Consider the following 22,120-nt stretch of genomic DNA (forward strand, 5'->3'; position numbering starts at 1 on the left):
GCTGTTTCATGAGCCTAAATCGAGTTTAGTGTCTGTTTTTTTAGGGGTTCGCGCAATTGGGCTTTGAAAGTGGCTCTAGTAGTCGGTTTTGAATGCCTACAGTCGCAACCCCCCAAACCCCCGCAAGGGGATTGAAACAATGAGGCTTAGGTCATTCCCTGTCGGTTGCATACGCTACCGTCGCAACCCCCCAAACCCCCGCAAGGGGATTGAAACGCTTTCATGGTGGCCAACGATGCCGCGCTAGGGGGTCGCAACCCCCCAAACCCCCGCAAGGGGATTGAAACAAGCGCATTTGGAATGGTCTTAGCCGCATTTTTGGTCGCAACCCCCCAAACCCCCGCAAGGGGATTGAAACCGACCACTCAAAGCCCATCGGGGGCAGAGCAAATTTTTTGAGGTCGCAACCCCCCAAACCCCCGCAAGGGGATTGAAACTACGACGTTTCCGTCTGCATCAATAACTTTTAGATTAGTCGCAACCCCCCAAACCCCCGCAAGGGGATTGAAACTGCCGTCTTCAACATCTTTGCCAATCTTCTTGACGCGTCGCAACCCCCCAAACCCCCGCAAGGGGATTGAAACACCATTCTCATCGACAGGAACGATTTCGACAAAAGCAACGGTCGCAACCCCCCAAACCCCCGCAAGGGGATTGAAACTATTCATCGCTAATCGAAAGCTGCGAAAGAGAGATGTCGCAACCCTCCAAACCCCCGCAAGGGGATTAAAACACTAAATTTGATACCCATTCTTCTCCAATTCCTCTGTCGCAACCCTCCAAACCCCCGCAAGGGGATTGAAACTCTCCTTTGGATTGCCGACCTTCTTTTACTTTTCTGTCGCAACCCTCCAAACCCCCGCAAGGGGATTGAAACGATTCGCGATCGCATAAAAAGCCAATTGCGCCCTCGTCGCAACCCTCCAAACCCCCGCAAGGGGATTGAAACGATAAATTTGTGCAGGTCTGCGGGTCTGCTTTCCAAAGTCGCAACCCTCCAAACCCCCGCAAGGGGATTGAAACCGTATATGCGGCTAGAACTGAACTTCCTTTTAGTGGTTGTCGCAACCCCCCAAACCCCCGCAAGGGGATTGAAACTTTAAAAGTAATTAGTCGGGCGTACTGGGTCGATCCGTGTCGCAACCCCCCAAACCCCCGCAAGGGGATTGAAACCACTCACGCCAAGATATTAGCTTAAAGCCAGAAAGTCGCAACCCCCCAAACCCCCGCAAGGGGATTGAAACATTCCTGAATATAAGGGGCGGTACGAAGCTGGGCAAAGTCGCAACCCCCCAAACCCCCGCAAGGGGATTGAAACTGAAAGATGTCGAGGATTATCGATTCCCCGATGCTGTCGCAACCCCCCAAACCCCCGCAAGGGGATTGAAACGAAGCTTGGCGAGGTGAACCTTATATAGGGTATCGTCGCAACCCCCCAAACCCCCGCAAGGGGATTGAAACTTGGTTCTTGATAGTTTGCCGGAGCTGGGCGTCGGTCGCAACCCCCCTAACCTCCGCTAGGGGATTAAAACCCTTACTCAACCGATCGCCAAAAACTGACCCAACTAAAAGCCCTTTATTAACCCAAAAATAGCTCGACGATTACCCGCCCCCTTGCTAAATTCAGGATGTAACACCGCCCACCAACCCCAACCAATCGCCCAACCAGTGCCCTTAGACCGTGCCTTAAATCCATTAAATTAAAAAGAACATGACCCCACTGAGGATCGTTTTAGCCTGCACCACCAGCCGCTATTTGGGAACCATCGCCAACAGCAGCCAGCTAGCCTCAGACGGAATTTTGATCATTATTGCCTTAGGAGCCGCATTTGGCCTATTCAGCTTGCTAACAGGTCTAATCACCCTCCTCAAAAACCCCAAAACACCCCCCATCGGCAGCGGTTGGAGCAGCAGCGACGCTAGCTTTTGGGGTGACTTCTCCAGCCCCGAAATAGGCGACTCCGGCAGTTGCCCCGACAGCGGTAGCTCCGGCGGAGACTGCTAAGAGCGCCCACCCATGCTTAACACCGTAGACGCCCTAGCCGCACTGCTACACGGTAGCTGGCTAGAAAAGCACACCCTCACCCCCCTGACCATTGCCGAATCTGAGCAAATAGCCTTTGCCCTTCAGGTTGAAGCCGCCAACGCCTTAGCCGCTTGGCAACTTTTGCGATCGCACCTTCAGCAAACCCAAAGATACCCGATCCTCTCTGAAGGCTGGGGCAGTGACGACTTCTTTGCCCGCTTTTACTATCAAGAAGAAGTCAGCAGCGGCACCCTACAAAACACCTCACCCGAGTCAATTTTGGCTCAGGTCGCCACAGCCGACACTGACGCCTTTTTAGCCGCCCGCCAAGCCGCCAGCGCCGACTATTTAGAAGACGCCATCCCCAGCGCCCTAGAAAATACCAAAGCCTACTGCGGCACCTGCCCCACCGAGTCAAAAATTAGAGAACTCATCGCCGACGGCACCGTTTGCACCGAACTGGACTTAGAAAAATGGCTATTTAACTGGGAGTTGCAAAACTGCGAAGCCAAAGCGCTCACCCCCCTCGACACTTGCCATCTCGATTGGTTTACCCCCGACAACCCCACCTTACTGCTGCTGCCAATCGATCAAGGCTGGCAGTCACTGGCTTATCTCCACTGGTACGGCGCTTGCAGCGTCGGCACCCCCATCGCCAGCCGCTTTTTGCAAAAGTGGCATCAGCAATATCACGCCGAACTGGTGTGCCACTACGGCACGATGCTGCAACTTCAGGTGGGCAAACGGCCTGCTAGCCCAGCCGCAGCGTTTGAGTTAGCTTGGCAGCAAGTCGCCTTAGCCGAATGCACAATCTTGCTTCCTGGCGTTTCCCTGCGCGATCAGGCACGGGCTTTATTAAACCTCGATCGCTGGTTTTTGCACGAACGCCCCTAGCCAGCCCAAAAATACCTGCGATCGCCCCTAGCCCCTCAAATGATGTTTGCAAAGCCAAAAGGGAATCAGCTTAGAAGTCCCCCTTTTTAAGGGGGATTTAGGGGGATCTCAACCGTTTTGTTACGCAGCAAATATCTTTTCAAACCTCCTCTCAGGCTGATTTTAGGCACTCATCGATCCCCTCTAGCCTCCCTTAAAAACAGTTGCTTATAGACGCTGGCGATCGCCGTGCTTTAGCATAGGCATCTGCGGCAGTTCTTGCCGTTTCCAGCAGCAAGCCTGAAAGCTCAATGGTGAATCTTCCCCTTGATGGTTCGGTACCGCCCGCATTAGATCAAACCAACTTCCCCTCTTTAGAAAAAGCCCTTAAACACTTTTTTGGCTACGACCAGTTTCGCCTGCGCCAGCGGCAAGTCATTGAAGACGTTTTGCAAAACCGCGATAGCTTAGTGGTTATGCCAACAGGCGGCGGCAAGTCGCTTTGCTATCAGCTCCCCGCCCTGCTCAAAATAGGGGTAACGCTGGTAGTTTCTCCCCTTATTGCCCTCATGCAAGACCAGGTAGAAGCCCTGCGAGACAATGGCATTGCCGCCACCTTTCTCAACAGCAGCCTTTCTTTAACCCAACTGCGTCAGCGCGAAGCGGCGCTACTGCAAGGGCAAATTAAGCTGCTCTACATTGCCCCAGAGCGACTTTTAAGCGATGCTTTTTTGCCGCTGCTTCAGCGTTTGGCGCAAACCGTTGGCGTTGCTGCCTTTGCCATTGACGAAGCCCACTGCGTTTCTGACTGGGGGCACGACTTTCGACCTGAGTATCGCCAACTGCGGTTTTTGCGGCAGCAATACCCCACCGTACCCATGCTGGCGCTCACAGCCACCGCTACCGAACGCGTCCGCGAAGACATTGTCGAACAACTGCAACTGCGCCACCCGGCGCTGCATATTACCAGCTTTAATCGGCAAAACCTCTACTACGAAGTTCAGCCCAAAGGCCGTCAAGCCTATGCCCAGCTTTTGGCGCTGGTACAGCAGCACGCAGGCACCGGAATTATTTATTGCCTCAGTCGCCGCCGGGTAGACGAAATTGCGCTGCGGCTCCAGCAAGATGGCGTAGCGGCGCTGCCCTATCATGCGGGCTTATCTGACGCGGCTCGACAAGAAAACCAAAGCCGCTTTATCCGCGATGATGTGCGGGTGATGGTTGCGACGGTGGCGTTTGGCATGGGCATTAACAAGCCAGACGTACGCTTTGTGGTTCACTACGACTTGCCCCGCAGTTTAGAAAGCTACTACCAAGAGTCGGGGCGAGCCGGACGCGATGGCGAAGCGGCTCACTGTACGGTGTTTTTGGGCTATGGCGACATTGCCACGGTAGAATTTTTAATCGATCGCAAACCTGATCCGCGTGAGCAGCGCATTGCCCGACAGCAGCTACGCCAGGTGATTGACTATGCCGAAAGCGCGGTGTGTCGTCGGCAAATTCAGCTTGCTTACTTTGGCGAAGATTTTGCCGGGTCGTGCCAGAACTGCGACAACTGCTGTTCGCCGCCGCCGCTAGAAGACTGGACGATTGAAGCCCAAAAGTTTTTGTCTTGTGTGGCTCGTTGCCGCGAACGCTTTGGCATGACGCATATTATTGATGTTTTGCGCGGCTCTCGCAAGCGACGACTGCTAGAGCTAAACCACGATCAGCTTTCTACCTATGGCATCGGCAAAGATCACAGTTTGGATGATTGGCGGCTTTTGGGGCGATCGCTTTTGCATCAGCGCCTAGTAGATGAAACCAGCGATGGCTATTCGGTACTCAAGCTCAACGCCGCTAGCTGGCAAATTTTGCGGGGGCAACTGGCGGTGCAAATTGCCATTCCCAAACCGCTATCTACCGCTGTGGGCGAAACCAGCGATCGCACCCCGGCAGAGGTCAGCCTTTTGCTGGGCAAGCTGAAAGCCTTGCGCAAGCGACTAGCCGACGAACAGGGGGTACCGCCCTATGTGGTTTTTGCCGAATCTAGCCTGCGGCAGATGGCTCAGCAGCGACCTCAAACCCTCGACGCCTTTGCTCAAATTTCTGGCGTTGGCAACCGCAAGCTAGCCCAGTACGGTCAGGTGTTTACGACTGAGATTAACCAGTTCTGTCAGGAACACAACCTCAGCCCCCAGACTAAAAACCGAATTGTCTCAACCACCCAAACCCTCACCAGCACCCACCTGACAACGCTACAGCTTTATCAGCAAGGGCTTACCCCCGCCGAAATTGCCATCGAGCGGGGGTTACGGCTTAGTACCATTAGCGATCATCTGGCTCGGCTGATTGAATCAGGCCAACCCGTCGAACTCGATCGCCTGGTTTCTCGCGAACGACAGGCGGTTATTCAACAGGCGATCGCCACGATGGGCGATATGCCCCTGCGAGAACTGCGAGAACACCTCGGCAGCACCTACGACTACAGCGAAATTCGCCTGGTCAAAGCTGCTTGGCACCAAGCCGCCCAACGCCGCTAACTCCTGGCAAGGCCAACTGTTTTTGCCTAATGGCAGAAGCCAAAGCCGCCAAAGTTGGTTACTAAGGCAATGTTTGTATGCTCAAGCGACTCTACCAACCAGGGCACATCGCCCCGTTGGCGAGTTTCGTGCAGGTTAAACATAACCGAAAAGCAGCGCTCTAAAGCGGGTCTCGCCGCCGAGCAAAGCAAAACGATGCGCAACAGCAGCCCCGTGGTCAGGGTATAGCCCATATCTTCTAGCAGCCGTCTAAAAATGACAAAAATCGGACGGCGGCGGTTTTGCAGCAGCAAAAAGATCAGCAACTGACGAATAAGTTCTACCAGGGTAAAGCTATTAAGCCGTTGCTCATCAAAGTCGGTCAAGGTGGCGCGAGCCCATTCTCGCAAAGCCCGACTAAACTGATTGTTACGATATTTGGGAATTTCAGCCGCGATCGGCAGCAGCAAATAATCGTTAACCAGTTCTTCTTTGAACTCCCGGAAGGTTTTAACCGAGCGGCTATAGGTGGAAAACCAGCTAGCAAACTCTTTGTAGGATTTGGCTTCGTAGCTTTTGCCCGTGTAGTGATCGAGCGCTTGATTGAGTTGCTGATCGCTCAAACGCGTCGGATTTTCAATCGGCTTGCGAGAATGGCCTAAGCGATAGCTGTTGTAGCGAGCCAAGTTGATGCCCAAGCGCTGCTCGGCTTGCTGCTTCAGGTTTTGGATGCTGCGCTTTTGCTCGTGATCGCTGTCTTTAGTCAGCAAACTGTGATCGTAAAGAAAAGGATAGTGGCGCAGCAGCGTACCCACGGGCTGATGATGCTGAGCGTTGTAGGCATTGTCAGCATCCGGCTCACCAAAGACCTGACGTAAGCGGCTGAGGGCTTCGTACTGGTCGGTTTGGGTAAAGCGAGCCACCAGTTCGCGAATGCGGCGGCTAGCGGCTAACCCCGGATCATCCGTTGGCAGATCTTCAAACAGTTCTATCAAACGGGGGATGGCTGCGTGGCAGCGGGGTTGGCTATACCAGTAGTTAATTAAGGTATAGCAGCAGCGGTTGAGCGTGTATTTAAACTGCCGATCCGATTCGGCGGCGTTGGCTAAGCGATTAACAACTTGCCAAACTTCGGGATCGGGGTAGTTGAGCGCTTCAATAAACAACTTAAAGAAGCGGTTAATAATGGCATCTTCAGACTCTTTGCTACGGTGGTAGCGCAGGTGTTGATAGAGAAAATTTTCAGCAGGGCTAGCATTTTCGACCCAACCGTCGAAAGAATCAAAGGAGTTCATGGCTGTTAAGAATCAGATGAACGGGAGACGCAGCGCCTACGAAGTCTCTAAAGAACTGGTGGTAGCAGCTCCGTTGTGACTGGAGACAGGCTGACAAAGAGATCTATTTCAGATATCTCAACTGTTATTCAAGTAGATGCGGAAACCGGATAGGTAGGGACTGTCCATTATTTTATGGCCAATTCTCAATTCAGATCAAAAAGTTTTATACAGTTTTTGCCGTAACTTTAGATTTTTAGCGCTAAACTATAGCTCCACTGCGCCCAAGAGCTGTAAAAGGTGCTTTTCTAGCGGCTCTAGACCGACGCTATCACGGATGTTCAGGCGTTCATAGGGGCGATCGACGTGCAGGGCTAAGCGCTGGGTGCCAGAGGCAATTTCCCAAATACCTAATTCTGCATTGGTGCTAAGGCTGATGAGATGTTGGTTATCGGCACTTAAGGCGGTTTGTTCTACCGCCGTTTCATGCGCCTGACGGCTGTAATAGGGCTGTTCGGCTTGAATCGACCAGTAGGCCAAAGCGCGATCGCAGCTACTGACCACCCTCGGTTCGTCTGCTGACTGAAATAAAACTTCACAAACCCGGTGCTGAGGCTGTTGCCAGGTAGTCAAACACGCTAGCGGCTCAAGCTGCCACAGTTTGACCTGCTGATCATAGCTGCCGCTTAAAAGCTGGGTTCCGGCAGCATTAAAGCACAGCCGATGAATCCGCCGATTGTGCGCCTGATCGATTATCTGGGCGTGCCCGTGGGGCAGGTACCACAGGTGCAGGCTTTGATCGTCGCCACCGCTGGCTAACCAGCGGCCATCAGCGCTAAAAGCCAGAGCATAGACGGCAGCGGCATGGCCTGATAGCTGGGTTGAAAACCGCCCCGTTTGAACTTGCCATAATCGGATAGAGCCGTCTTGTCCGGCACTGGCCAGGGTTTGGCTGCTGGGATCAAAAGCCAGCGCCCGAACGGGGTCTGTATGGCCGGAAAGGGTATAGGCAAAGTCAGCATTGGCGGTTTGCCAGAGGCGAATCGTGCAGTCGTCGCTGCCGCTGGCTAGCCAAGCGCCATCAGGACTAAAGGCTAAAGTGCGTACCCAGTTTTGGTGCTGAAACACCTGCTGGCAGCGGCTATGGTTGGAATAGAGGTTGACTTGCCAAACCCGTACCGAATCATCGCGATGACCGCTAACCAGCAGCCCTTGATTAAAGTCGCCTGTAAAACTACTAACCGGGTAGCGACTGCCGCGCAGCGTTCGCAAAACCTGGGCAGTGGCTAAGTCCCAAAGCTGGATCAGATAGTCGCTGCCGATCGCTAAATAGCGCCCGTCGGGGCTAAACCGCAAAAAAGAAACGGGTTGTTCAAATTCGGGCGGCGCGGCTAGAGGAGTTTGGTTGGGCAGGTGCCACAAAGCCACCTGCCGCGACTGACGACTGTAGGCTAAATAGCGGCCATCGGGGCTAAGGGCGATCGCGGCGGGTGGGGTTTCGAACTGCTCTGGTAAAAAGCGCCGCCAGGGGCGATCGGCATCAATCTGCCAGAGCAAAACGCTGCGATCGCTACAGCTAACCGCCATCGGTCGCCAGGTTTGAGCCGCCGCCATTGGCTCTAGCGCCGCCGCTGGCAAAAAAGCCACCGTACTCAACCAGCTATCGGTACCATTGCGAAACGTATGGCTGGTTTCGGTGCGCACGTTCCAGTAATGAATGGTTTGGGCTTCGCTACAGCCCATTAGCCAGTCGCCATCGGGGCTAAAACACAAGCTGGTGATTGGGGCAGCGGCGGTAGCTAAGCAAGTGAGACAATCGCCCACCCCCACATCCCAAAGCTGAATTGCGCCGTCATCGCTGCCGCTAGCCAGTATTTGGTCGTCGGCGCTAAAGGTTAAGCAGCGGATGACCTGGGTGACGCCTTGAAACGGATAGGGATGCTCTTGTGGCAAGTTCCACAGCCGCAGTTGTTGATCGTCTGCTCCTTCCGCTAAGAACTGACCATCGGCGCTAAAAGCCAGGGCGTGAATAGCCGCCCCACTGACGTTAGAAAAAACCTGCTGCGGTTTGCCATCGCTCAGCCGCCACACAATGATGCGCCCTTCATCGTCTCCGGTGGCTAACAACGGCTCGGTAGGATGAAAAGCTGCTACCGGATTTTTGCTCAAGGGTTTGGCAAACACGGTTTCTGATAAAACCGTCTGCGATAGGTCAATGCCGTGCAAATTGAGTCGCTGAAAATCGGCCTGCCGCAGCGACAGCTTTGACCATTCAAAGGCTGAGAGGGGCAGATCTAGCTGCTGGCAGAGATTGATCAAGTTGCCAGCCCCATAGTGATGTTCGCCTAAAGATGAAGAACTCATAGCCGCCAGCAGCCGCCCAAACTTTTCGATTAGCGCTTGTTTGGAGGGGCAGCGCTGTTGCAAATGAGCCGCTAGCGGCTGCAAAAGCTGACGCCGTTGTTTGTGCTGAATGGCTTCTTTGGCTTTGGCTTGTATCAGGGCATGGCTGTTGAGGAGCCGGGGGGAGGCTTGATCTAACTCGCTTTTGACCTGCTGGCGAAACTGCTGCAAGCAATAAAGCTGAATCAGCGGGCTTTGCCCCAAACGCTCTGGGTCGCGATGAAAGACGCCCAGCGATCGCCCTAGCAGCGAACGGATAACCTGTTCTCTGAGATCTTCTACTGAGATAGCCTGCAACGTTTCAAACGACAGGGGTTCATCTGCGATCGCCAGCCAGTACATCACCCGCTGCTCAGCCGCCGATAGCCGCTGAAACAGGGGTGCAAACGTTCGACTGATTTCGTCATCTAGTTCTAGCGGCTGTCGCAAAAACTGCTCAAGCTGGCCTTGAAAGACGGTATCAATGGTTAAGGTGGTCACCAGCAGATGACGCGGGTTACCGCCATAGCGATCGCGCAGTTCTGCCCAGGCAGTGGCGGCGGCGGCGGAGAGTTTGTTTTGCAGCAGGGCTTGCACTTCAGCGGTTTTCAAACCCGTTAGCTGATGCGATCGCACAGCGGCAGTGTTGAGCAATCGCGCCTGCTCTCGCCCTACCCACAGCAAGCAGCTTTTGTGCTGCCGAACAGCAATAGCTTCTAAAAAATCGCGATAGACTTCACAGCCAGAGCGGTAGGTGCCCAAAAGCTGCCGCGCCGCAAAAGCAGACTCTACCCCATCTAGCACAATCAAACAGCGTTGCTGGTCAAATTGCCGAAGCAGCCAGTCAATTTGCTCAGCCGGGGTCTGCGGTAAAGGCGCAGACGAGCCATTAGCCAAAAAGTTAACTAACTGCGTCAGCAAATCAGCCGTCGTCAACTCTGGTGACAGCCAGCAGCAAAAAACAACGTCAAACTGCGCTTGCAACTGCTGCGCCAGCTTGACCGCCAAAAAGGTTTTGCCAATTCCGGCTTCACCCCAAAGATTAACCAGCCGACAGCGATCGCGGATTATCCAGTCTTTTAACTGCTCAAATTCGGCTTCTCGCCCCAAAAAATTGGAAACATCCAGCGCTAAATCCCCCCAGCTTTGTCGAGGGCGAAGCGGCGGGGCAACCACAGCCACGCTAGACGACGACGCCCCACTGGCAAAATCTTCTACAGGCTGTCCGCCATTGCTAGAGAGAGATAAACCAAAGCGCAGTTTGAAATTCTTTTTGCCAATCGGCTCTTGCAAAAGCTGAGAAAGCCGCTTCCATAGCTTAGGGCCGATGTCGCGTTTGAGATAGCTAGAGCTATAACCAACCCCTTCTGCTGCTTGCTCATACGTCACATTGTCCCAGGCTGCCGAAAGAACAACTCGTTCTGCCTCGCTCAAATGACGCCCTTCTGCGTCAAAGACCAGCGTATCGACTGTACTGAAGACTTGATCAAAGTCCATGCACCCGCGACTTGCATATTGCCCAAATCTTAAGTGCTTAGTTTAACCTGAATTTTCCAGAACTTTGCAGAACTTTTTATAAAGAACCCAGCAGCCGCTAGGAGCCAAAGCGATCGCTGCTGCCCCTCAGGTTAAGACACAGCTCTGGCTGCAAGCCGCTGACCGCAAAGCTTTGCTTCCTACCCTTTGCCCTTTGCTGGCTGGCTTCAGCGATAAAACCATTCTGGCCAGGGCGGAATTTTTATTCACGCCTGCATGGCCGTTCTGCCTCTGGGCAGAAGCCAAATCAGCCATAATCTGGCTCAATCAATAACGTTCTGGTGCGCTGGAGGTAAGCACTTGTAACCGTTCATCAACGGCTCTTAACGCTCTAGCTGACTGGAGATTTTAGGGTAGATTGACCCCGCTGAACCCTCAGCCTCGGTTTGAGTTTGCTTGTTCAAGACTCGATCAACCAGCCCTGTGAGCCATTCCCACACCGCTACGTCGCTCTCCACTGCCGCTAGCCCTCCCGCTGGTGCTAGCAGCCCTGCTCAGCTTGCTAACCATAGCCCCCAGAGGTTTAAGCAGCGGTTTTGGACTTCCCTGATTTTGACCTAGCCGATTCTTTACTTGTCGGCTCAGTTGCCAAGCTGGTTGGGCGATGAAGCAGCTTCATTCCAGCGTAAGGGTGGCGATTAATGTCGTTAGGTTGCCACAGACCGCCAGCACCAGCAAAAAAAGCAGATCAGGAGGCAAACGTTTTGGCAGAGACTCATTTTTGGCACCTTTACGGAGAAGCTGCGCTCACGTCGTTGGGGTATTTTTGGCAAGCTTTATGGGCTTTTGTGCTGGGCTATGTGATTAGCAGCCTGATTCAGGTTTTTGTCACCCGCGATCGCATGCAAAAAGCAATGGGTAAAGCTGGCCGCGGCAGCGTTGCCCTGGGTACGTTTTTTGGCTTTATTTCAAGCTCTTGCAGCTTTGCAGCGTTGGCAACCACCAAGTCTTTATTCAAAAAAGGGGCGGGCTTTGTTCCGGCAATGGCTTTTTTACTGGCTTCTACCAATCTGGTGATTGAGCTAGGGATTATCATTGCCGTGTTTTTGGGCTGGCAGTTTGTCGTGGGTGAGTATGTGGGGGGTGTCTTACTCATTTTGTTTTCCTGGCTGATCTACAAGTTCACCCGCCCCAAACAGATGATTCGCAAAGCCCGCCGTCGCCTGCGGGAGCAAGAAGGCGAAGCGGACAGCAACCAGGCTCAAACCGACTGGCAAGACAAGCTAAAAAGCCTTGCAGGTTGGCAACAAGTCGCCCACCGCTACTTTATGGAATGGGGCATGGTCTGGAAAGACGTGACCGTTGGCTTTACGATTGCTGGCATCATTGCCGCTTTTGTGCCGTCTGCCTTTTTTCAAACCCTGTTTATCGGCGCCGGTCAAGGCAACAATCCCAGCTTTTTAGCCGTGCTAGAGAACGTCTTGATTGGCCCCATTGCAGCCTTTTTTACCTTTATTGGCTCTATGGGGAACATTCCGCTAGCCGCCATTTTGTATGGCAACGGGGTCAGTTTTGCTGGCGTTATGGCCTTTATTTTTAGCGATTTGGTCGTGTTTCCGGTAATTCGGGTCAATGCCAAATACTACGGCTGGAAAATGGCGCTGTATATTTTGGGGCTGCTGTTTGCCTCTTTAGTGGCGGCTTCGCTAGTGTTGCATTATGGCTTTGCCCTGATCGGGTTTTTGCCCCAGGGAGCAACCGGGGGCGCTCCAGAAAATCGCTTCGCGATCGACTATACGTTTTTCTTAAATCTGGCGTTTTTGGCGATTACAGGCATTTTAGCAGGGTTGCATTTTGGCAGTCTACCGCCATCCGACTCGCACGCCGCTCATAAACAAGGGGGTGACCAAAGCCCGGTAGAGATTATCCTGTTTTGGTTAGCGATGGCCGCCTATGTCTGGCTGGCGGGTGGACTGGTCGCGGCTTATTTGAGTTCATAGTGGGGTGAGCCGCGCCAAATTGATCAGGGGCTAGGCTACAGGCAAAGAGCAGAGGGCTTGGCTGTCAGAGGTTTTAGCCAAGGGCGGGTCTAGTTGTGATTACGGCTCTAAAACTGTGAAGCTTAAAAAAGGCGTCAAGCTGCTAGCGGCGATCGCAGGCACTGGCCCCCTGGTTGAGCGCCAGCAGCGCTATGTTTTAGCGTTACGCCTCTGGTTGAACCACGGGGAGCGGGTAAACTTGCCCAATCAATGCCTCTCTCACGCCGTAGCCGAACCGACAAAGGTTCATGCAGATGGGTTCTTTGAACACCAGGTTCGTATCGATCGCGAAAATTTGATAGCAGGCATTTTTTACGCTGTGCAAGGGATGCGCATTGGGGGCTACCGGAAAGTCGCTATCAGTCCTCACCTGGCCTATGGTGAAAAAGGCATTCCAGGGGTGATTCCTGCAAATGCCAAGTTGACGGTTGAAATTAGGGTTTTACGACAGGTATAGCTGTCGCCATCCGCGCTAAGAACGTCACTTGCCGCCAGCCGCTGACTGCAAAGCTTTCTGCCCTGTGCCCTTACCTGACGCTCACTAATTGCTGTTTAATTCAATCTCAGAAACAAGGCTATAAACCTCCGGTGGTGAAAGCACAGGCGCAGCGGGAGGGGTCACCGAAGGCCAAGCTGTTTTTAGCGTTTCTAGATTGGCTAGAATCACCTGATGTGCTTCGGGTTGAGCCTGACTCATCGAGTCAGCAATGGTTTGGTACAGTTCTTCCGCGTAGAAGACAAAGCCGCGCGAGTCCTGATATTCAACCAGTTCGACAAAGCTACCGTCTGCGATCGCCGCTTCATATTCAGCCGCAGCGGTTGCTAGCAGACCGTTCGTTACTGCCATTACAAATTCAGGCGACTGTCGCTGATCGGCAGGTAAAGCAGCGATCGCGGTGTCTACTGCCGCTGTTGCTGTCTCAAACTGAGTTGAAAAGGCAGCGCTGTCGGGTGCTGTTTTAGCCAGGTCGTGCAACTCCATCAGCGTTGATTTGAACTGGGGAACTTCTCGTTCACCAAGCTGCGTTTCGACATCGGCGTATAGCTCATCCACTGGGTGCCCGATGTGAGGTTCGGCTGCTTCATACTCGCCAGCCGCAATTAGCTCCTCTGCTACCATCAGGTGACCTTTCATCAAAGCGAGGGCTGTCATATAGTCAACGTCGGCATTCCCCGTAGTGCCGCCTTCGCCACCTTCACCGCCTTCACCACCTTCGCCGCCAGCAGGCGCAACTTCAGCGGCGCTTTGGTCAAGTCCTTCGCCACCAGTGTCGGTGTCTGGGGTTGAAGTTCCGCAGGCGGCCAGCGTTACCGCTAACCCCGTCGCCAGAAAAATTTCTATTGTTCTTCGCTGCATAGTCATGGCCGTTCTGTTAATTGACTTTAATTCTCATCTAGTAAAGTCTATTTAAGGTTTATCCTGAATGCTTTGTCAACAATCTTCGCGGGCACTGAATCTGCCCCAGACTTTGTTCCTCTTCTCTCAAACTGGGATCAGACCTTGATTTTTCGTAGGCCAAAACAGCACAAATTCGTCAGTTTTCCCTGGACTGACGAAAGAGGGTTATAGCGGTAGCCACCCGCGCTGAGACACGTACTGGCTGCAAGCCGCTGAAAGGTTTTCCTTCTGTCCTCAGCCTTCTACCGTTGGCGATCGCGTCAAGCAGGCAGCACATCAAACCAGCCCATGCAGCCTCGCTCAGCCAGAGTGTCTTGATGGGGATGAAACATGAAGCGTCCCGGATAGCGGTAGGCAAATTCTAGAATGTGGCGCTCGGCGGTTCCCATCGTAATCACGTCGCTTTCTTCAGTCGGCTGCAGCGATCGCCCAGTGCGATAAACCTGAAACATATTGGCGTGGATATGAAAGGTAACAGCAGCGTCAAACTCAATCATGTTGAGTAAATAGAGTCTGATGCGCTGGTTTTGATAAATGCGGATAGGATGGTCGCGGTAATAGTTGGGAATGCCGTTAATGGCGTAGATTTCATTGTGATTGTCGTCATTTAGGTCGTAGCCGCCCATCACCATCACCAGTTCGTCTGCAGGCGATCGCCCGCCCGGTGGATCGACAATCAGCAGACCGTACAAGCCCTTGCTGATGTGGCGAGTGACGGGGGCAATGTGACAGTGATAAGGATGCACGCCATACGGCTCGGCGTCAAATTCGTAAATGGTAGTTTTGCCGTGGCGAATGGGGGTAATGCCATCCATCTCAGCCGCATGGGTACCGTGAAAGTGGAGACTGTGGGAATGGCCGTCTTCATTGTGAAAAACAATCCGCAGGCGATCGCCCGCTGTAGCGCGTAGGGTAGGCCCAGGAACCCGGCCATTGAGGTTCCAACTGACATGAGTAAGGGCGCTATTGAGCGGTAAAACAGTGCTTTGCGCCGTCACCTCAAATTCACGCACCGTCCGGCCATTTTCTGTTTTGACTACCCCTCTGTCAAACTCGCGCAGCAGCGTCATCGGGTTAAAGTTACCGACAACTGCCTGGTTGGCTTCTGCTAGAAGCGGCGGAATTCGTACGGCTGCCGGGGCAGATCTGGCTGGCAGCAGCCGTTTAAGCGCGATCGCACTGGCTCCGGCTCCAATAGCCGCACCGCCCCACAGCAACACTTGACGACGATTCCATTTGGGCTGCGAAGGCTGAAGGGGATTAGCAGGAAAAGACATAGAAATCAGAAAACACAGCGGCAAATTTAATGAGAAATGATCTTATCTAAGCATACTGACAGGTGAAAACAGTTGTCCTTAAGTTCAGCCTATAACTAACTACAGCGATCGCTACTTCTAAAAACCGCTGTCAGTAGTAAGGTAAAGACTGAAACTGAACAGCACCGATGCGGCTACATGGGTTCCTACCTCCCTCAATCTCAAATCGCTATAGCTAATGGTGTTTCTCACCTGAAACCTAGCCAACTGCTAGCCCACCAAGGCCATCCCCACGCCGAAGATGCGCCCCACCCACCCTCGACCCCCCAGGAAACATCAGCAAATTCGCCACCAGCAGCAGACCCCGCTGCAACCTCAGAGCCAGCCGCAACCCCCTCAGGCTCGAGCCTAGAGTCAACCAGCGGGTCAGACCCCTCGTTGACTGCCCCCGTTGCCCAGACGAGTTTGGCAGATGGCTTGGCTTTTGGCTTGGGTGAATCTTTGTTAGGCTTGCTGGTGGCTAGCCCTTTTCTACTGATGGCTTTGAGAAAATATCTGCAATCTCGCCCTTGAGCTTATAGTTTGCCATGACGCTTAATCGTGTTCGCTTACGCCAGTTGCACAGAGCTTTAGCCCCTTTTATGGTGCTACCGCTGCTGTTGACCTTAACAACGGGGATGCTGTTTCAAATTGCAGTTGCCAGCGATCGCGCCAATGATTTTTTTTGGTTGCTCGATTTGCACCGGGGTAAATTTGGTCAAATCAACCTGGAATTTGTCTATCCCATTCTGAATGCGTTAGGGCTGCTAACCCTTCTCATCACCGGGATTTTAATGTGGTTCAGACCGCAACCTAAAAAGCGTACATAAGCAACATCGAGCTAGTTTGCCAGGTTGGTATAGCCGTAGCCATCCGTATTGAGACACTTCAATGACTGTAAGCCGCTGATAGCAAAGCTTCCCTGCCGTCCTTAGCCGTCTCAGTCAACATTTGCCGCCATAGCTAAATCACGGGGGCACTCGCTAGCAGCATGAGCGGGCGAGATGTCAGCCATCTTGTTTGCGTTAGCCCTGACGCCGTTTATCCCCACTACACAAGCCGCAGCCGTCGAACTATAGCTCCAGAGTTCTGATTTTGGATGTTGGCCTAAAATCGGCCTAAAAAGCTCAACTGGCACATACCTAAAATCTGCATTCTCTCGTTTGGGCAAAAACGGGAAAAAGCGGTTTCTGACTTGAATGGTTGCTCACTGATGCAGCCATTCAAACAAACGAATAAGTTTAAATTATTGAATTCGAGAGGCTAGAATGATGCCAGGAGGCGGACTTGAACCGCCGACACGAGGATTTTCAGTCCTCGCCCAACTCTTATTCTAAGGGCAGTTCAGGCTTCGCATGTAGGCTTTACCCCAACCTTACCCCAATAACTCACAATTCAGGTGTTTTTGGAACAGGTTAGGTCAAGTCGAAGAAAGTAGAGCAAGTGTTCGCCTTCCCCCCTGCCCCTCAATCTTTAGCTTCCGCAGCAAAAATTAGTCACTTACTTAAAAGCCATCACGGGTTTGCCCTTTACCATCCACATCTCAGTCTTAATCCCTGCCTAGACTCAGGAGCATCAACTGAAATGAGGGGGCTAGCAGGGCCATGACTCATGAACAGAGACTAGAGGATTTGCTCGCAAATCCGGCATCTTCGCAGGGACTTTCGCCACAGGAGGCTGAGATCTTCCAAGCCATGTGTGGGGAGCTGGGCGGTTTGGTCTCCCAAATCGCAGGCTCAATCGCGGCTGAAAAGGTGAATCAAGTCTCATCTGGGGCAACCGTTGATCTTTTGACGCTTTTCCAAAGTGTCTCTACTGCTCTAAGCGACAACGCTGGAGAAGAGTCACTGTGGGATCAGTTTCAGGGGCAGATAGCGGAGGCTAAAGTGACGCTGGCTGAAATTTGCCAAGGTCCCGTTTCTGTTAACGAACTGGATGCTGCAAAATGCCAGGTTGAAGCGTTGCTGCAACTTATGGAGCAAGTGGGTGAGTCAGGAGTCGCAGACACCCGGCAAAACCGTTACTCCTTCTGGAGCAGGTTACCGAGCCGAGCCAGGGCAATTCTCTTCTACAAACTTTTTTAAGGAGGGGAAATGAAACCGCTGCGGAAGCGTCTGACGCCGTTGCTGTATGGGTTGGCGTTATGCTTACCTTTGGCGCTCAAGCTGTGAGTTCCTCTGGCTTTGGAACAGGGAGAACGGCTTGGATTATTGGGGAATCTCGCAGGCGATCGCTTATCCGACAACCTGTATACCGTCGATAGCGTTCAAGGATTGCTACTAACGGTTCACCAGCCCAACCAACCACCCGTCCAGTGTCAACTGGCAGGACTGACGGAACCGGATGAACGGTGGCGGGATGAAGCCACTGGCATTCTCTCGATGCTGGTGCAAGCTTCTCAAAATCGAGTCACGATCAGTTTTACCGAAACCAAGCAGCCCGATTCAGTAGCCAGCGCACTGGTACAGCTTCCAACCGGAGCTTATGTGCAGCAGATTCTGCTCTTAGAAGGTGTCGCACAGCTCGATCGCACCCAGCCCAATAGTTTACCCACTGAGACGGCCCAGATGTTTCAACAAGCGGAGGCATTGGCTCAGGCAGAGCGCAAGAATATCTGGAGTCGGAACTGAAGACTGTAGCAGATTGCCCACTCTCAGAGTGAACCCATCTGCAAGGCTAGGCAAAATAAGCGGGTCATCATCATGAATGGCATTTATGGTTCAAAAGTTCAAGACAAAGATCACTTGCCAAGTTGGATGGCAGCAGCCAGAACCCTGGGCGTTGGCCTTATCTTTGCAGTTGGGATAAGAACCTTCGTAGCAGAAACTCGCTTTATCCCATCCGATTCGATGGTGCCGACGCTGTTGGTGGGAGACCATTTGATTGTTGAAAAGCTAAGCTACCACCTCCATCTTCCCCAGCATGGAGATGTTGTGGTGTTCAAAGCGCCTCCGGCACTGCTGGAACAGAATCTCCGTGACGATCTGATCAAGCGTGTTATCGGTTTGCCGGGTGATGTAGTCGAAGTCAGGGCTGGAAAGGTCTTTGTCAACGGCAACGTTCTTGAAGAGCCCTATCTAAAAGACCTTCCGAATTACGGCATTGGGCCGATCGCTGTCCCAAATGGTCAATACTTTGTGCTAGGTGACAATCGGAACCACAGCTACGACTCCCACTACTGGGGATTCGTCCCTGCTGGGAACATCATTGGTCATGCGGTTTGGTGTTACTACCCGTTGACGCACTGGGGTAAAGTCGCCTCTTGAGATCGCTCAGGTGTAGCTACGGGCAGACAGAACCGAAAGGTGGTGCCTTGGCCTAACTGGCTTTCGACCTCGATATGACCGCCCTGGAGTTCTACGAGTCTTTTGGTGATGGCCAGACCAATACCGCTACTGCCTGTATTGGAGTTCCGGGATTTGTCGCCGCGCCAGAACCGCTCAAAGACCCAAGGCAAGTCTTCGGGGGCGATGCCTTCGCCTGTGTCCGTGACGGCTACCCAAAACTCATCAGCCTGCGCCCAAAGCTTAACTTTGACGGTGCCTGCGGCAGCATGAGCGATCGCATTGCTGACGAGATTGATCAGGATTTGTTTGACGCGATCGCGATCGCCATACACCTCAGGCACATCATCAGAACCTGTAATTTCTAGCTGACACTGAGCCTGGGCTGCTTGTTCCTTCAACATCGTGAGAACACTGCGCACCACTGGCAGCGGCTGAAAGCTGTCCAAGAACAGGGGGAAATGCCCCGCCTCCACTTTGGCGAGTTCCAACATGTCGCTGATCAGCCGATGGCATCGCCCCATTTCGGCGAGCATCTGTTGGGTAATTTCGGACGAAACCGCCAGACCGTCTTCAAACATCTCGACATAGCCGTAGATGACTGTCATCGGCGTGCGCAGTTCATGGGCCAAATCGGCCATTAGCTCCTGTCGTCGTTCTTCAACGCCATGCAGGCTTGCAATCAGGCTGTTGATGCTGAGACTGAGACGATGTATTTCGGGAATAGAGCTGGATGGAGCCCTCGTCGCTAAGTCTCCAGCCGCCGCTTGGCGAACCGACAATTCAATTTTTCTCAAAGGACAGACGATGAGTTGACCAACGGTGCAACCCCAGGCTGTAAGGACGAGCACAGTAATGACCACTGAAAACAGGGTGCCTTGATTGTTGATCTGATGAAATCGGACGAGGACGTCTCGGGTTGAGAACGCTTCTCGTTCGCGGATGCCTTTTTCCAGGTCGATGTTTTGTTGCAGGCGCTCCACCTCACGGGTAAACGCCAGGGATTTGTAGGTATGAGAAATCGCTGTAATCAGCCCAACGCTAATGGCTCCGACCAGAATATGGGAAAGCCACAGCCGCATCCGCAGGTTTGGAGAACGCCTACGGACAGCAGGCTTCGCTTTAGGCAGCATCGGGCGTGTCATTGAAGCTATACCCGACGCCGGAGACGGTGCGGATAAACTGAGGCCGATTGGTCTCCAGACTGAGCTTTTTGCGGATGCGCTTGATGTAGGAATCGACGATGCGCTCGTCGCCAAAGTAATCGGTGCCCCAGACCTGATCGAGCAGTTGAGTGCGACTCCAGACGCGACCAGTGCTTTTGGCCAATGTCACCAGCAAATCAAACTCGACGGCGCTCAACGTTGCGGATTGCGGTTGACCCTCATCCCAAGTCATCCAGACTTCGCGCTTGGCGATGTCGATCAGGAAGTGGGGCGTTTGAATGCGATCGCACTCAGCCTCTTGCTGCCGCATCTCCCGACGGAGCAGGGCGCGAATCCTCACGAGCAGCTCGCGGGGGCTGAACGGTTTAGCCAGATAATCATCGACGCCCGTTGAAAAGCCGATAATCCGATCCATTTCGTCGGCTTTGGCAGTCAGCATCAGAATGTAGGGATCTTTTGGGGCTTTGGCCTGGCGGATGCGGGTACAGACTTCCAATCCATCCATTCCCGGCATTCGTAGATCGAGCACTATCACATCGGGTTGATGAGTTTGAAAGGCTAAGAGCCCCTGGTGACCGTCATGGGCGACATGGCAGGTGTAGCCATCTGATTCGATGCACGTCCGAATCATTGAAGCCACGTTGACTTCGTCCTCAATGATGAGAGTTTATATTGTTACCAAATTTGCTGAAGGTTAGCCTGAGAATAATACTAAGGCAAATAAGATACAGATTTTCCATAGAAAAGCTGACAATCATGTATCCCAATTTCTCGAAGAGTCTAAATAGACATTAATACAATTGGATTTTCTCTCTTAATTCCTCCAAATCAGAGATTTAGCTCTTAAATGATACAAAAGCTTTACTAGCTTGATCTACTGTCTACAGTCAAAATGTACTTAGCTCTTAATGGATCTAACACAAAGGAATCAAACTTACTTAGAATGCCAGATATAGCACCTTCTACTCTTTCTGAGTCCTTCATTTCGACTTCGATTGTTTGCCAGTCGGAACTAAAGTTATGTGTGTACTGATCCCATGTTGATAGTTTGAAATTGGAGTAAAAGTAAAAGAATCTTATATTGACTTGCGAAAATACGAAAGCAATCTTGCACTCTTGCCAGTCTAAGTTTGGATATTTAGGATGGGCATCAATCTTAATCAGCTTAAATGGAACATCCACAGTCAATTCAAACCCAGATATTACATATTTTACCTTGTCATCACCATAGAGATATGACAAGCTAGCCATCGCTTGGATAATAGGAGATGAACCTGAAGCTGCTTCGCGTCTGTAAGTGACTTTAGAAAAATAGTCGTTATTATTTTCCTTTAGCCATTTCCCTATAGAATCATCATGTTCCGAAATGGATTTGTTGTCGCTTTCAAATTCGATTTGGATATCATACAAATCAGAAATTTCTGGCGAATAAATGTAACTTCTTACAGAAGCTTCTATAGACTCAAGAGTTTTCAAGGCTTCCTCCCTGGAGCAATATTTTTGAGAATCTTGCTTGATAAGTTCTACTAGCGTCAATATCTTTAAACCATCATCTTCAGATTTGCTTTCTAATAGGCTTCCCATTTGCCCCAACAACAAATCTTTCATTTTTTGATTAACAGAACAGAATACTTCCGTAAAACCGGCTTGAGTAACGAATAAAGGCTTTTGCAATGCATTAGTATCGAAATCATCAGAGATCGAATCTATGATGTGTTTATATCGGATTTCTGTAGAAGGATAACTTGCGACTGCATCGATAAAGCTTTTTGTAAAGTGGCTTATTACATTACTCTGGTATGATGATTGATTATTCATTGACGAAAACATAAAGTAGCAATGCTTGAACTGCTGCTTCGTCTCAATTATGTGTTTCGAGAAAACATCATTGTCTTTAATATAGGTCACTCCTGAATGACAGGCATCAATGACTTTAACTATCAACTCTGGATTAAGTTGTCTTAGAAAGTTATCTAATTCAGAATTTGCTAGAGTTGTTTGCCTATAGTTAGATCTGTCAAAATCAGTCAAAATATAATAAAACTCGTTTTCACGAAAGTCTCCATGACCAGTATAGTAAAAGAAAACTTCATCAAAAACTTCTCCTTGGTTTTTTGAAATGAAGTCAGATAGTTTGTCTTTGACCTTTATGCTAAACGTTTCTTGGTTAATGAGAAGTATTTCGTTGTATTTGCCTGTTGCATCTAGCAAGCTTTTCATTAGTTGACCATCTAGAACGCAGCCCGGCAAACAACTTGTTCCCTGATACTCACTCACTGCCAGAACAATTGCAATATTCATTGTGCGTCATTGAAGAAGGTTCGATTCAATAATACCTATGGTTTGTTGGATGTGGCACTACTCACGGTTGATGGGATATGGAGTAACCTCTGGTCGCGCTTCAA

17 protein-coding genes and 1 CRISPR repeat array are annotated in these 22,120 nt (G+C 51.7%); of the genes, 10 read left to right on the forward strand and 7 right to left on the reverse strand.

The window, feature by feature from the left end; translation table 11 throughout:
- Nucleotides 1–101 precede the first annotated feature (101 nt).
- Nucleotides 102–1,532: a CRISPR direct-repeat array (repeat unit 37 nt; unit sequence GTCGCAACCCCCCAAACCCCCGCAAGGGGATTGAAAC).
- Nucleotides 1,533–1,711: 179 nt separating this feature from the next.
- The 3 genes from ACTS3T_RS05075 (at nt 1,712) to recQ (ending at nt 5,421) form a co-directional block, all read left to right on the forward strand.
- Nucleotides 1,712–2,005 (forward strand): hypothetical protein, encoded by a 294-nt coding sequence (locus ACTS3T_RS05075; RefSeq protein ID WP_377961004.1) that lies wholly within the window; start codon nt 1,712–1,714, stop codon nt 2,003–2,005.
- 12 nt (nt 2,006–2,017) lie between these two features.
- Nucleotides 2,018–2,920, forward strand: coding sequence for a DUF4253 domain-containing protein (locus ACTS3T_RS05080; RefSeq protein WP_377961002.1), 903 nt, complete (start codon nt 2,018–2,020; stop codon nt 2,918–2,920).
- A 290-nt stretch (nt 2,921–3,210) separates the two neighbouring features.
- Entirely contained in the window at nt 3,211–5,421 is a 2,211-nt protein-coding gene (gene recQ / locus ACTS3T_RS05085; RefSeq protein ID WP_377961000.1) for a DNA helicase RecQ, read from the forward strand.
- Between the two features lie 26 nt (nt 5,422–5,447).
- Here recQ and ACTS3T_RS05090 read toward each other — a convergent pair whose 3' ends face one another.
- The gene (locus tag ACTS3T_RS05090) at nt 5,448–6,695 is read right to left on the reverse strand and encodes a hypothetical protein (protein ID WP_377960997.1); all 1,248 of its coding nucleotides are present in this window, start codon (nt 6,693–6,695) and stop codon (nt 5,448–5,450) included.
- A gap of 246 nt (nt 6,696–6,941) precedes the next feature.
- Entirely contained in the window at nt 6,942–10,553 is a 3,612-nt protein-coding gene (locus tag ACTS3T_RS05095) for a WD40 domain-containing protein (RefSeq protein ID WP_377960994.1), read from the reverse strand.
- A 743-nt stretch (nt 10,554–11,296) separates the two neighbouring features.
- Here ACTS3T_RS05095 and ACTS3T_RS05100 point away from each other — a divergent pair.
- A complete protein-coding gene (locus ACTS3T_RS05100) occupies nt 11,297–12,532 on the forward strand; it encodes a permease (RefSeq protein ID WP_377960992.1) in 1,236 nt (411 codons plus the stop codon).
- A 115-nt stretch (nt 12,533–12,647) separates the two neighbouring features.
- Entirely contained in the window at nt 12,648–13,028 is a 381-nt protein-coding gene (locus tag ACTS3T_RS05105; RefSeq protein ID WP_377960989.1) for an FKBP-type peptidyl-prolyl cis-trans isomerase, read from the forward strand.
- 84 nt (nt 13,029–13,112) lie between these two features.
- On the opposite strand, the gene ACTS3T_RS05110 is transcribed toward ACTS3T_RS05105, so the two are convergent.
- Together ACTS3T_RS05110 and ACTS3T_RS05115 are read right to left on the reverse strand one after the other, a co-directional pair.
- Nucleotides 13,113–13,934: a hypothetical protein gene (locus ACTS3T_RS05110; protein ID WP_377960986.1), complete on the reverse strand. Its 822-nt coding sequence runs from the start codon at nt 13,932–13,934 to the stop codon at nt 13,113–13,115.
- Between the two features lie 296 nt (nt 13,935–14,230).
- The gene (locus ACTS3T_RS05115) at nt 14,231–15,247 is read right to left on the reverse strand and encodes a multicopper oxidase domain-containing protein (protein ID WP_377960984.1); all 1,017 of its coding nucleotides are present in this window, start codon (nt 15,245–15,247) and stop codon (nt 14,231–14,233) included.
- A 177-nt stretch (nt 15,248–15,424) separates the two neighbouring features.
- On the opposite strand from ACTS3T_RS05115, the gene ACTS3T_RS05120 reads away from it, so the two are divergent.
- The 5 genes from ACTS3T_RS05120 to lepB all read left to right on the forward strand — a co-directional run bounded on the left by ACTS3T_RS05120 (nt 15,425) and on the right by lepB (nt 18,531).
- Nucleotides 15,425–15,799, forward strand: coding sequence for a hypothetical protein (locus ACTS3T_RS05120; protein WP_377960981.1), 375 nt, complete (start codon nt 15,425–15,427; stop codon nt 15,797–15,799).
- 14 nt (nt 15,800–15,813) lie between these two features.
- Nucleotides 15,814–16,095, forward strand: coding sequence for a PepSY domain-containing protein (locus ACTS3T_RS05125; RefSeq protein WP_377960978.1), 282 nt, complete (start codon nt 15,814–15,816; stop codon nt 16,093–16,095).
- 774 nt (nt 16,096–16,869) lie between these two features.
- The gene (locus ACTS3T_RS05130; RefSeq protein WP_377960976.1) at nt 16,870–17,349 is read left to right on the forward strand and encodes a hypothetical protein; all 480 of its coding nucleotides are present in this window, start codon (nt 16,870–16,872) and stop codon (nt 17,347–17,349) included.
- A 99-nt stretch (nt 17,350–17,448) separates the two neighbouring features.
- Nucleotides 17,449–17,895, forward strand: coding sequence for a thermonuclease family protein (locus ACTS3T_RS05135; RefSeq protein ID WP_462934834.1), 447 nt, complete (start codon nt 17,449–17,451; stop codon nt 17,893–17,895).
- Nucleotides 17,896–17,967: 72 nt separating this feature from the next.
- Nucleotides 17,968–18,531, forward strand: coding sequence for a signal peptidase I (gene lepB, locus ACTS3T_RS05140; RefSeq protein ID WP_377963195.1), 564 nt, complete (start codon nt 17,968–17,970; stop codon nt 18,529–18,531).
- Here the strand turns inward: lepB and ACTS3T_RS05145 are convergent.
- From ACTS3T_RS05145 to ACTS3T_RS05155, 3 genes are all read right to left on the reverse strand, one after another.
- Nucleotides 18,495–19,682, reverse strand: a complete 1,188-nt coding sequence (locus ACTS3T_RS05145) for a sensor histidine kinase (RefSeq protein WP_377963197.1) — start codon at nt 19,680–19,682, stop codon at nt 18,495–18,497. The genes lepB and ACTS3T_RS05145 overlap by 37 nt on opposite strands.
- Nucleotides 19,672–20,376, reverse strand: coding sequence for a response regulator transcription factor (locus ACTS3T_RS05150; RefSeq protein WP_377963319.1), 705 nt, complete (start codon nt 20,374–20,376; stop codon nt 19,672–19,674). The genes ACTS3T_RS05145 and ACTS3T_RS05150 overlap by 11 nt, the downstream gene beginning before the upstream one ends.
- 203 nt (nt 20,377–20,579) lie before the next feature.
- The gene (locus ACTS3T_RS05155) at nt 20,580–22,016 is read right to left on the reverse strand and encodes a caspase family protein (protein WP_377963199.1); all 1,437 of its coding nucleotides are present in this window, start codon (nt 22,014–22,016) and stop codon (nt 20,580–20,582) included.
- Between the last annotated feature and the right edge of the window lie 104 nt (nt 22,017–22,120).

Origin of the sequence: Almyronema sp., assembly GCF_052168255.1 — a bacterium.
Classification (GTDB): Bacteria; Cyanobacteriota; Cyanobacteriia; order Phormidesmidales; family Phormidesmidaceae; genus Sphaerothrix; species Sphaerothrix epifaneia.

Coding starts and splice junctions, on each gene's coding strand:
- ACTS3T_RS05090 (WP_377960997.1), bottom strand. CDS start 6,695: ATGAACTCCTTTGATTCTTTCGACGGTTGGGTCGAAAATGCTAGCCCT.
- ACTS3T_RS05075 (WP_377961004.1), top strand. CDS start 1,712: ATGACCCCACTGAGGATCGTTTTAGCCTGCACCACCAGCCGCTATTTG.
- recQ (WP_377961000.1), top strand. CDS start 3,211: ATGGTGAATCTTCCCCTTGATGGTTCGGTACCGCCCGCATTAGATCAA.
- ACTS3T_RS05120 (WP_377960981.1), top strand. CDS start 15,425: ATGGGTTCCTACCTCCCTCAATCTCAAATCGCTATAGCTAATGGTGTT.
- ACTS3T_RS05155 (WP_377963199.1), bottom strand. CDS start 22,016: ATGAATATTGCAATTGTTCTGGCAGTGAGTGAGTATCAGGGAACAAGT.
- ACTS3T_RS05095 (WP_377960994.1), bottom strand. CDS start 10,553: ATGGACTTTGATCAAGTCTTCAGTACAGTCGATACGCTGGTCTTTGAC.
- ACTS3T_RS05130 (WP_377960976.1), top strand. CDS start 16,870: ATGACTCATGAACAGAGACTAGAGGATTTGCTCGCAAATCCGGCATCT.
- ACTS3T_RS05115 (WP_377960984.1), bottom strand. CDS start 15,247: ATGTCTTTTCCTGCTAATCCCCTTCAGCCTTCGCAGCCCAAATGGAAT.
- ACTS3T_RS05080 (WP_377961002.1), top strand. CDS start 2,018: ATGCTTAACACCGTAGACGCCCTAGCCGCACTGCTACACGGTAGCTGG.
- ACTS3T_RS05110 (WP_377960986.1), bottom strand. CDS start 13,934: ATGACTATGCAGCGAAGAACAATAGAAATTTTTCTGGCGACGGGGTTA.
- ACTS3T_RS05125 (WP_377960978.1), top strand. CDS start 15,814: ATGACGCTTAATCGTGTTCGCTTACGCCAGTTGCACAGAGCTTTAGCC.
- ACTS3T_RS05145 (WP_377963197.1), bottom strand. CDS start 19,682: ATGCTGCCTAAAGCGAAGCCTGCTGTCCGTAGGCGTTCTCCAAACCTG.
- lepB (WP_377963195.1), top strand. CDS start 17,968: ATGAATGGCATTTATGGTTCAAAAGTTCAAGACAAAGATCACTTGCCA.